Source organism: Candidatus Cloacimonadota bacterium, assembly GCA_020532355.1.
GTDB lineage: Bacteria > Cloacimonadota > Cloacimonadia > Cloacimonadales > Cloacimonadaceae > UBA5456.
Window position 1 is genome coordinate 1 of sequence record JAJBBD010000211.1, and the last position, 10,691, is coordinate 10,691.

Genomic DNA, 10,691 nt, shown 5'->3' on the forward strand with positions numbered 1-10,691 from the left:
AAACTCTGACTATCTAGTGCCTTATTTGCTTCATCAATACTGCTGGCGGTATATACCAGGTATCCTTCTTGACGTAACAGGTCTCCAGTAAGCTTGCAAAAAACAAGATCATCATCGGCAATTAGAATTCTGATTTTATTCATCTTTATCTCCCTTCAGCCAAATAGAAACGGTGGTTCCCACTCCTTCTTCGCTTTGGATATCCATCAAGCCACCCATCGAAGCAATAATCTTGTGTGTTTCCGGAATGCCTATTCCCGTGCCGGATTGATTTGTAGTAAAGAACGGTTTCCAAATATCCTCCATATACTTGGGGGGAATACCTTTGCCGGTATCCTCTATCTCTACTAATACGCTAAGGTTCCCGCGCGGACTGGAGTGATTAGGGAATTCGCGGATACTGATGTGCAAAATGCCTCCTTCTGGCATGGCTTCGGTGGCATTATTGATTGTGTTTACAATGGCTTCCTCAAATCGGATCGGTTCTATCTTGGCATATATTGAATTGAGAGTATAATCACGAATTAACTTGATGTTTTCCGCAATCCTGGTTGACTCGATGGCGTGCTCTAAGGAGGGAACGATATCTTGTTGTTTGAGATCATAATCATGCATCTCGGTAAAACGCTGGAAAGCGTGAGTAAATACTCGCACCTTTTCGATCTCACCTTTAATGATATTCAGATATTCTGCATCTTTGCTGTCTGCTGCCTTTTCAAGCGGATCTAGCGCCAATATAACATTTGTTATATGCCTTCTTACATGGTGTGATAACCTGCGTGCTGTTTCTGCCCATTGCATCGCTTCCGCCGTTGTTTCTTCCACCTCATTCTGGTAAAGAAAGATCAGATACCTATTTAGCATGCTTGCCATTTTCTCTACATGAACTTTCGTTGGTCTAGCACAGATCTGCAGTTCCAAATCTTGATACGTGCTTTGGCTACGTTGCATACCTTGAAGAGTGTCTTCCAGTTCGGGAAAGATATCGTTTAAGTTGGTTAAAGATGAATAAGGATCATGTTCGATTGCCATAGCCAACGCTGCTTTATTGATGAATCCTATGCGGTTTTTCCCCCGTACGATGATAACCCCTTCACGTAGCTGATTTAGCGTAGTTATGGCATCTTTCTTCGATCTACATCTTACAATGTAGATATAGATAAGTACCAACACCAAAACCAAAATCACAAATAGTGCATTAGTCATTAGAAGTCTATATCCCATTGTTAAGAAAGAAATACGCTTGAGCCCATAAAACACTACCGAGTCATCCATCATGAGGGCAATTGTTGGCAGATTCCCCATTTGTTGCTTTAGTACGCATACTCTCAAAAAGCGAGAGTCTGGTTTGGGCACGGGGATACGAGCAAGTTCATGCAGTTTATTATCGAAAACTTGCAATTCGTTATCTTTATTTAGGGCAACAATGTCTTTACTACCCATTTTCCTTAATTCACTTATAGCATAGATCCTACTTACATCAATCTGCGGTGTTACATCCATCTCGTTCAAACTTGTATCGTAATATAGAATGCCTCGGTGACTGTCACATACAACTAATGTATAATCTTTTAACTCCCCCAAGCGATGCAGATAGCCGTTGTTTTCGATCTGACTCAATGTTCTCGGCAAGAGCAGTTCTTTTTTGCGAATCAGGCGCTTATTTTCGTAGTTTAAGCGCAAAATCATGTCGTTTTGCGAATTTGTCCCCCGCGTTGAAGCAACAACAAAGATGTCCAATATGCCGTCCTGATTAACATCTTCAACGTTCAGGCTTAAAAAACCCAATCCTTCAAACACTTTATGCAGATATTCCATTTGGCCCATCTTGTTTAATACAATTAGATGCCCGCTGAAATCATCCAAGCCATTAATCTTGTACAAGTTATTATTGAATGCTACATTCGAGAGCAAGAATTCTTTCTGATGGTCGCCATCAAGATCTGCAAAAACTATTTGATTGAATACGGTAGGGCTACGGAAAAACCACTTCTTCTTCCCGCTTTCCCAGTCGTAAACTATCACTCCTCTGGGATTAGAACTGTAGCCATCTCTGGCGAGGCATACCAATTCATATTTGCCATCATCATCAATGTCTTCCAATATCTTAGGCCTAAAACTCGATTGCCAGGAATATGCGTCTATACTCATTAGTTCATCGTCTCGATTATAGGCCTCAAAACTCTTCATTTCTCGCTTTAACGGTATTTTCCAATCGTAGCTAACTGCTTGTAACGAGAGGTTTTCATTATTATTGATGTTATAGAAAAGCCAGTTTTTCCCAGACTGTGGCTCTTTCAAAACAGACAAATTATATGGTCGGAACCTTCCTATATTGATTTGTGACAATACTTTACCCTCTATGTCAGATATCAATATTCTGCCCAGGTTATTCGCAAAATATGAGGTAACAACCATCTCGGAACCATCACTTTTAAGATCCGCCAAAATCATATCTTCAAACGATTCATTCCGTTGGTGGCTTTGCAGTTTTATCAAATCGTAGTTACGAAAACCACTGCTTAGATCGCAAGAAACAGCTAAAATGGCAATAAATAATACTATCAATAACTTATACTTCATTTTCAAACCTCTAGTAGCTAAGTTCAAGACTTCACTTTCATCGCTTTTTCAATCATATTACGCAAATCCTTACACTCATCATCTGCCTCCATATAATGAAGCAAATTATCGTAATTCAGCTCCCTCAATCCCTGTTCTTCCCCTAACAGCATACCAAAAGCAGCCGCAGCAAAACTGGGCTTGAACAACGAATTGATATTCGCTGCAGACTTCGCATCTATCCTAAATTCTTCGTAGCGGGGCTTATGTTCTTCTTCCACATAATATTGAAGCATTACTCTCCCCAGTTTAGTAAGAACTTGTGAAGCTTGCCGCTTTTCTAATTCTACAAAAACCGTAATTTCTTGATCTGCATATATATTAGAAGGAATAGATGCCATCGGAATCGTATTCCTGTTTTCGCTGATGTGTTCGATTCCCACTACCCGGTATTTTTTTATTGATGAGGGCAGATCAAATTCCAGCATAATGCTCATGTTTTTGCCAATAATATTATCGTTGAAGGCGCCGCGTTTCCGGAATTGTTGTTGAAACTCTTGTATGCCATCAAGATAGATATAGCTTGCACCACTATTATGCGCTAGCAATTTTAGCTGATCATCGCGGTAAAGCCCCCGTCCTATGCCCAGTATATAAGTCTCCAACCCTCTAGCCGTTGCAGAAATTATGCTTTGAGAAAGAGAATCTATGGTATATTGAGAATATACTCCATCACCAAAGATCAGGATTCCACATTCCTCAGCTTCTTTTCCAAGGTTAATCGCAATTTCCATAGCGGCTGCGATATCTCCCTTTCCTGTTGCTCCAATTGCATCCAACGCACTGAATGCCTTAAGTTTATCCTTACCGAAAATACTGATTTGGCTGGGCTCCTCTTTGGCACACACAATTCTTAACTGGTCTGTATCTTTCATATTCTCTATTACATACCTCAAACACTCCCGTGCCAAATACAGTTTATGCTCAGTTCCCATCCTACCGGAACAATCCAATACAGCAATCAGATTCATTGGCTGGACGGCGGCTATTTTTCTACTCGGTGCTTTTAGGGTGAGACTCAGTAGTTCTCCTTCTTTGTTGAAAGGATGAGGCTGCAAAGTGCTATGCATCACAAATCCGGGTTCTTGATGCGAATCGAACATTGGGCTCATATAGTTTATCATTTCACTGATGCGCACACTCTCAGGAGCTGGGATGATGCCATCGGTCAAAATTCTCCTCAGATAACTGAAGTATGCAGTGTCGTTATGATACGTAATCTTGTACGAAGCATGCGTATCAACCTCAAAAAATGCTCCGGATTCTACTGCAAGAAATGGTTCTGGCTCAAACGGAGGGATATTTGGAGATACATAAGCTCCGCTCACGGGAATGGGAGGAAAAGTGCTGTCGGAGGGAGGAAAACTATGAACAATTGACTGTTGTAGGCTGGGCTTCAGTTCTATCTTGATATTGGATTGCACAGATGCATCTAATTCTATGTTACAGAAACTATTACGTGCATCTAAAACCTTAACTCCCCGTCGAGTATTGTTTCCCTCAGCATCCCAAAATTCCAGCATATACTTGCCGGATGGAAGGGAGTGGATTACATACTCTCCCCGCGAGCAGGTATGCAACTTACTTACCTGATTATTTTCACGATATACTCGTATCTCAATATCAGATAGACCAATACCATCAGATGAACGCACCACTCCTCCGATATTTCCACCGATGCTGAGTTTATCTACAAAACTAGCCTGAGTTGCCCATAAAAAACTTAGTGAAATAATAATACAAATTATAAGCAGCCTTTTGGACATCAAATCCTCCCTAAAACTCAATGATTCAAAGTTTTCGCTTTAAGCCAATACCGTCAAGTAAAAAGCTTGTATTCTTAAAGATTCAGTGTTTCAAATCTGGAACTGCTCTGGTAATCTACCATCCACCAATTTGATTTTGATACAAAAGACCGCAGAAAATTCTGGGCACGAGGCGAAGCTCCATACAACAAGGGTGGGTAGGCATAGCTACGATTAGAAAAAGCCCACAAAACCGATGTCTCGTGCATAAAAATCTACGATATATGGATGTGCAACGCTCTCTACTTCATAAACATGCCTCTTTCGCTCCCACCGCCTAAACGTATCGTTACCTGAGGTTTAGGCTAAGATCTTCCTGCCGGTAAGGGATTATCCCTCCTTCAAACATGCCTAATGATGGGAGCAAGTAATCCGCTACAAATCCCCTTGCTGCTTGAATAAACAGACATGATAGTATCTATTCGGAGGTATTGCACAAGGCGTATGATACACAAAGTTAATAAGGATAATCCATTATGAAGGTTTGGTGTCTAGCTGGCCAATTTTCATGTGACAGATTGGATATATATCGCAGTATGAATTCCCAAAAAATAAAGGTGCGGAAATAATGGGCTTGACAAAAATCTACGCTCGAATTTCAAGGAACAAACAATGTGGAGGATTAGTCCTAATTGGTAAGGCAGCGGTCTTGAAAACCGCCGGGTTCTGCCCATGGGGGTTCGAATCCCTCATCCTCCGCCAGTAAATAGCAGTGACAGACATAAATAGATTTTAAGTGTCTGGAGAGGTGACCGAGCTGGCTGAAGGTGTGCGCCTGCTAAGCGTATGTAGGTCTAAAGCCTACCGAGGGTTCGAATCCCTCCCTCTCCGCCACAATATTTTAGTGTTGGGCAGTCGCCAAGCGGTAAGGCAGCAGGTTTTGGTCCTGCCATACGGGGGTTCGAATCCTCCCTGCCCAGCCATTGTTTATTGGGATGTCGTCTAATGGTAGGACAGCGGACTCTGGATCCGTATGTGAGGGTTCAAATCCTTCCATCCCAGCCAGATATTAGACCCGGTTTAGTGCCGGGTTTTTTGTTGTTTAAGATTTCTAGCGCCTCAAGGATGAAATACATTCTTGGGATCTTTTACGCTCTGTGGTAGATGTGGTTCGCATCTAAGCCATTATATCGGCTTAACATACTATCCAAACTGGTATTGAATTGATGCTTAAGCCTTGCAAGCCCCAAAGAGATTTTTAGCTCTCATTCTTGCTACGGCTGCAAAATCCTTAGCCAAAGAGGCAAAGATGATGCTGCGAGAGCTATTGATCAGAATTCTTGGATCCTCAGCGCTTTTGATCGCATACTTCATCACGGCTTCCAGATCGCCACCCTGCGCACCTACTCCAGGAATCAGAAACAGCCTTTCTGGCATCAAGTTTCGCATCTCTTGCAGGTGCGCTACTTGAGTGGCACCCACCACGGCACCCAATCTTGTAACATCGTACTGGGCAATCCAAGTTACAACTCGATGCCTCATGTCTGCTTTATGGAAGAAATCTTCCGCACTGGGATTTGAAGTGAGTGCAAGCGCAAAGGCAAAGCTTCCTTCCTCTTGCAGTAAAGGCGTAATCACGTCCTTCCCCATCAATGGATTCACCGTGATGGCGTCCACTTTAATATTCCGGAAGAAAGCCTCTACATAGCCTTGCATGGTAGAGCCGATATCGCCAACTTTACAATCCAGAATTACCGGGATTTGCTTTGGGATATACTCCACAGTTTTATACAAGGCTTCCAAACCCCTTATGCCATCTGCCAAATAAAATGCAAGATTGGGCTTGAAGGCTGTAGCGTAATCAGCAGTTGCTTCTATTATGGCTTTATTGAATTCCCAGATGGGATTATCAGCGTTTTGCACGCATTCAGGTAGCAAATCGAGCCGAGAATCCAAGCCCACGCAGACAAGACTTCCCAGCTCGTTATAACGCTGTTGATATTTATGCCAGAACGATTTTGACACTATCGTCTCCATCAATTTCGGCGAGAGCTACTTTGATTATTTCTTCTTTGGAGGTAGGCACGTTTTTGCCCACGTAATCTGCTTTGATAGGTAATTCCCGGTGTCCGCGATCGATCAGCACCGCCAGTTGGATTTGCCGAGGCCTGCCAAAATCCATTAAAGCATCAATGGCGGCACGTACCGTTCTGCCGGTATAAAGCACGTCGTCCACCAATACTACGATGGCATCTTCAATCTCAAAATCCAATTGCGAGCCTTTGATTACGGGCTGATGCGCTATTGTAGAAAGATCGTCCCGATACAGAGTTATATCCAATACTCCCACAGGCACTTCCTGATTGGAAATGAGCTTTAGATAATCTGAAAGCTGGTGAGCCAAAGGTACTCCCCGAGAGCGGATGCCTACCAGACGGATCTTTTCTAATCCTCTATTTTGCTCAATTATCTCGTGCGCCATGCGTTGAATACTGCGCTTCATCTGAGCGCTGTCCATGATCTGGCTTTTTACCTGCATGTTTTGTACTCCTTAATCGGCCGTTATAATTGCCAATACATCGCCTTTGCTAACGTTTGTTCCAGATGAAAGCGGGGTTGAACTCAAAGTTCCATCTATTGGGGAAGGTATGTTATTGTACATCTTCATCGCTTCCAGAACCAGTATTGTTTCGCCACGTTTTACTTTATCGCCTGCCTTTTTCTCATACTTTACAAGCATGCCGGGCATGGGAGCAGTAATGGATTCACCATCAGAGGGCTGGGGAAATGCCGCTTTGACAATGGGAGCGGGAGCAGGAGAAGTAGCGGGAACTGGTTCCGGCTTTGGTGCGGCTACAGGTACTGCAGGACGGCTGGAGATCACTCGTGGCGCCCCCCCCTTTTCTGCCACTTCTACCAGAAAGTAGCCACCATCTACAAATACATCGAACTGACGTACATCTTCGGGTTTTTCAGGTGCATCCGGTTTTTCTATCAATTTCCCTGCTTTAGCTTTGGCAATTAATTCTTGCTCGGCTTTCACGTCCTCCATACTTATGGGTTTCATCTCCTCTGGCATGGGATCCATACCATATTTGATGCGCAAGAACTTCTTGCCAGTAACATTGTATAATGCTACAATCAATTGATCGTCCAAGTTCTTAGCCAAGCCTTCAGTTTCTTTTTTCACTTGTTCCATCGCAGGAGGTATAACGTCACCAGGGCGCGCAACAATCGGTTTTTCGCCTTTAGGATAACCCTTCAAAGCCCTAGCTTGCAGGTCTTTATCGATAGGCAGCGTTGTTTTGCCATAGAGGCCGTAGCAGAGGTCTTTTACTTGCTCTGTTATGCGGGCATACTCGCCATCTTTAGTATCAAAAAGCGCATTGTTTACGCTCTGGATGCCCACAATTTGGCTTGTGGGAGTTACCAAAGGAATTTGTCCCAAGTCCTTGCGAACTTTGGGTATTTCTTCAAACACATCTTCGAGTTTATCCAAGGCATCCATTTGTCGTAATTGGTTCACCAAGTTTGAAAGCATTCCTCCCGGTGTTTGGTGAATAATCACGTCGGTATCGATGATGCTAAACTTGGTGTTATCTGCAAAATGCATGTATTTGGGTATGTCTTTTTCCATTTCTTTACCGATTTTATTCAGCAATCTAATATCAAATCCTGTATCTCTATTTGTACCCAGGAGGCTTATTACCAGAGGTTCCACGCCGGGATGAGAAGTTCTAAACGCATAGGGGCCCATACAGGTATCGATAATATCCACACCTGCTTCGATGGCTTTAAATAGCGAAAGATCACCCATTCCAGAAGTGAAGTGAGTATGCAAGTGGATCGGTGCCCTAACCGCTGCCTTTAACGCTTTTACCAAGTTGTAGGCATCGTATGGTGCTATCAATCCCGCCATATCCTTAATGCAGATGCTATCTGCACCCATTTCTTCGAGTTGTTTTGCTTTATTTACATAATATTCAATATTATAGATTTCTCCGCCCATTCGCTGTTCGGTAAGTGAGTAGCATATAGTACCCTGGAAGTGTTTATCATTCTTTTTGATAATCTTAACTGCAGTTTGGAAATTGCGGAAGTCATTAAGTGCATCAAATACCCTAAATATGTCTATTCCATTATCGCAGGCGCGTTGTGTAAATGCCTCTACCACGTCGTCGGCATAGTTTTGATAACCGACCAGGTTTTGCCCTCTAAGGAGCATCGAAAACGGAGTTTTAGTGATGTATTTTTTGAGAGTTCTGATGCGTTCCCAGGGGTCTTCGCCCAAGAAACGGTGCATTGTATCGAAAGTAGCTCCGCCCCATACTTCCATGGAATAGTAGCCCACTTGATCCATCAGTTCTGCCACATGCAGCAAGTCTTCGGTTCTGCCTCTAGTAGCAAAGAGCGATTGGTGTCCATCGCGGAAGCTCAGGTCTTGTATTTTGATAGGATTGGCGGCTTGGGGTCGATTTGCCTCATAGCGCATCGCGGTCATTTCTAATATGCCGTGTTTATCCATTGTTGCTCCTTTTATCTGCTTCTTTTTATGATTCTTCTTTGAGTAATATCACGATATTGCATAGTTTGAGAGCGCGCATAGGCAGCCCAAGGATGGGAAGCATTTCCGGTTATGGGCTTAGAGTAAGCCTCGTGCCTCTCCTCCCCGCTTATTAGTGCCAATACTGCGGAGATAGCTGCCAAAGAGCGTTTATCTTGTTTCATAAAATATCCTCTTAAGCCGGTATGTTTCCGTGTTTTTTGGGTGGTAGGCTTTCGCTCTTGCTGGAAAGAATTTCTAACGCATCTACTAAACGTTTCCGAGTTTCTGAGGGCATTATCACCGCATCCACATATCCCCGCGATGCTGCTACATACGGATTGTTGAAGCGTTCTTCATAGTCTGCTATCATCTCAGCGCGCTTGGCTACTTGGTCTTCTGCTGCAGCTATTTCTTTGCGGAAAATAACATTTGCAGCGCCTTGTGCGCCCATCACGGCTATCTCCGCTGAGGGCCAGGCAAACACCATATCCGCCCCTAAATGGCGTGAACTCATTGCTATATAGCTGCCACCATAATCTTTACGGGTAACCACCGTGAGTTTAGGAACCGTCGCTTCGGAATAGCACCATAAGAGCTTTGCACCATGGCGAATTATTCCGCTGTGTTCCTGATGAGTGCCGGGCAAATAACCGGGCACATCCACAAAAGTAATTAGCGGAATGTTAAAAGAATCGCAAAAACGAATAAAGCGAGTAGCCTTATCTGAAGCATCGATATCCAAACAACCAGCTAAAATTGTGGGTTGATTTGCCACAATGCCAACGCTGTGCCCTGCCAAATGGGCAAAGCCTACAATGATGTTTTGAGCATAGAAATAATGTGGCTCAAAGAATATCCCATCGTCCACCACGCTTTTTATTACATCGCGCATATCATAACCCATGCGAGGACTATCTGGAATAATGCCGTCTAATTCTGGGCAATTCCGCCATGGATCATCCTCAGTAGCCTGTATGGGAGGATCCTCCATATTATTTGCGGGCAAATACGAAAGCAGTATCTTGATCTGCTCTATGGCATCCGCATCGTTCTCGCAAGCAAAATGCGCATTCCCGCTTTTACTGTTATGGGTCATAGCTCCGCCCAATTCTTCCTGAGTGGTTACTTCCCCAGTGACGGCTTTTATTACATCCGGTCCGGTGATAAACATGAAACTGGTATTTTTTACCATAAAGACAAAATCTGTCATGGCGGGGGAATAGACGGCGCCCCCTGCGCAAGGGCCCATGATGGCAGTTATTTGCGGGATAACTCCGCTGGCGCGTGAATTGCGAAAAAAGATATCTCCATATCCCTTTAGAGCATCCACACCTTCTTGAATACGCGCACCGCCGGAATCGTTTATTCCAATGCACGGCACACCGCTTTTAAGTGCCATATCCATTACTTTGCAAATTTTTGCGGCATGCATCTCGCCCAGCGATCCGCCTCTGGCAGTAAAATCCTGAGAAAAGGCAAATACATGCCTGCCACTTACCAGGCCGTGTCCAGTAATAACGCCATCAGAAGGTATCTCGATATTCTCCATGCCAAAATTATCGCAACGGTGGCTTACAAACATATCCAACTCTCTAAAAGTGTTTTGGTCAAAAAGCAAATCCAACCGTTCGCGCGCATTTAACTTACCGGATGCTTTTTGCTTGGCAATAGCTTTTTCGCCCCCCATCTGAATAGTCTTCTGCTGCTTGCTCAGAAGTTTTTGGATATTCTCCTGTGTAGTATGCATCTATACCTCTTTCATTTGCAAATTGTATTGT

Annotated in this window: 7 protein-coding genes and 4 tRNA genes; 4 read left to right on the plus strand and 7 right to left on the minus strand. The window is 43.6% G+C overall.

Translation table 11 applies throughout. From position 1 onward, the window contains the following. Positions 1 to 135 precede the first annotated feature (135 nt). Together LHW48_07245 and LHW48_07250 are read right to left on the minus strand one after the other, a co-directional pair. Positions 136 to 2,583, minus strand: coding sequence for a hypothetical protein (locus LHW48_07245; protein ID MCB5260253.1), 2,448 nt, complete (start codon positions 2,581 to 2,583; stop codon positions 136 to 138). A gap of 23 nt (positions 2,584 to 2,606) precedes the next feature. Beyond that, on the minus strand, positions 2,607 to 4,388 hold the full coding sequence (locus LHW48_07250; GenBank protein ID MCB5260254.1) for a von Willebrand factor type A domain-containing protein: 1,782 nt from the start codon (positions 4,386 to 4,388) through the stop codon (positions 2,607 to 2,609). 655 nt (positions 4,389 to 5,043) lie between these two features. On the opposite strand from LHW48_07250, the gene LHW48_07255 reads away from it, so the two are divergent. From LHW48_07255 to LHW48_07270, 4 genes are all read left to right on the plus strand, one after another. Beyond that, positions 5,044 to 5,129 (plus strand) — tRNA-Ser (locus LHW48_07255). Positions 5,130 to 5,169: 40 nt separating this feature from the next. After that, positions 5,170 to 5,261 (plus strand) — tRNA-Ser (locus tag LHW48_07260). A gap of 14 nt (positions 5,262 to 5,275) precedes the next feature. Continuing rightward, positions 5,276 to 5,350, plus strand: a tRNA-Gln gene (locus LHW48_07265). Between the two features lie 8 nt (positions 5,351 to 5,358). Further along, positions 5,359 to 5,432: transfer RNA gene (locus LHW48_07270), tRNA-Gln, on the plus strand. 165 nt (positions 5,433 to 5,597) lie between these two features. On the opposite strand, the gene pyrF is transcribed toward LHW48_07270, so the two are convergent. The 5 genes from pyrF to LHW48_07295 are packed head-to-tail and all read right to left on the minus strand — an operon-like array spanning position 5,598 to position 10,660. Continuing rightward, positions 5,598 to 6,392: an orotidine-5'-phosphate decarboxylase gene (gene pyrF / locus LHW48_07275; protein ID MCB5260255.1), complete on the minus strand. Its 795-nt coding sequence runs from the start codon at positions 6,390 to 6,392 to the stop codon at positions 5,598 to 5,600. Continuing rightward, positions 6,370 to 6,906, minus strand: coding sequence for a bifunctional pyr operon transcriptional regulator/uracil phosphoribosyltransferase PyrR (gene pyrR / locus LHW48_07280; protein MCB5260256.1), 537 nt, complete (start codon positions 6,904 to 6,906; stop codon positions 6,370 to 6,372). Before pyrR ends, pyrF begins: the two co-directional genes overlap by 23 nt. Positions 6,907 to 6,918: 12 nt before the next feature. Beyond that, positions 6,919 to 8,892, minus strand: a complete 1,974-nt coding sequence (locus tag LHW48_07285; protein ID MCB5260257.1) for a pyruvate carboxylase subunit B — start codon at positions 8,890 to 8,892, stop codon at positions 6,919 to 6,921. An 11-nt stretch (positions 8,893 to 8,903) separates the two neighbouring features. After that, positions 8,904 to 9,095 (minus strand): hypothetical protein, encoded by a 192-nt coding sequence (locus LHW48_07290; protein MCB5260258.1) that lies wholly within the window; start codon positions 9,093 to 9,095, stop codon positions 8,904 to 8,906. Between the two features lie 11 nt (positions 9,096 to 9,106). Then, positions 9,107 to 10,660: a methylmalonyl-CoA carboxyltransferase gene (locus tag LHW48_07295; GenBank protein MCB5260259.1), complete on the minus strand. Its 1,554-nt coding sequence runs from the start codon at positions 10,658 to 10,660 to the stop codon at positions 9,107 to 9,109. Between the last annotated feature and the right edge of the window lie 31 nt (positions 10,661 to 10,691).

Bases quoted from the DNA above. Each gene is read 5' to 3' on its own strand.
- LHW48_07285 (MCB5260257.1), bottom strand. From the start codon at position 8,892: ATGGATAAACACGGCATATTAGAAATGACCGCGATGCGCTATGAGGCA.
- pyrR (MCB5260256.1), bottom strand. From the start codon at position 6,906: ATGCAGGTAAAAAGCCAGATCATGGACAGCGCTCAGATGAAGCGCAGT.
- LHW48_07290 (MCB5260258.1), bottom strand. From the start codon at position 9,095: ATGAAACAAGATAAACGCTCTTTGGCAGCTATCTCCGCAGTATTGGCA.
- LHW48_07295 (MCB5260259.1), bottom strand. From the start codon at position 10,660: ATGCATACTACACAGGAGAATATCCAAAAACTTCTGAGCAAGCAGCAG.
- LHW48_07245 (MCB5260253.1), bottom strand. From the start codon at position 2,583: ATGAAGTATAAGTTATTGATAGTATTATTTATTGCCATTTTAGCTGTT.
- LHW48_07250 (MCB5260254.1), bottom strand. From the start codon at position 4,388: ATGTCCAAAAGGCTGCTTATAATTTGTATTATTATTTCACTAAGTTTT.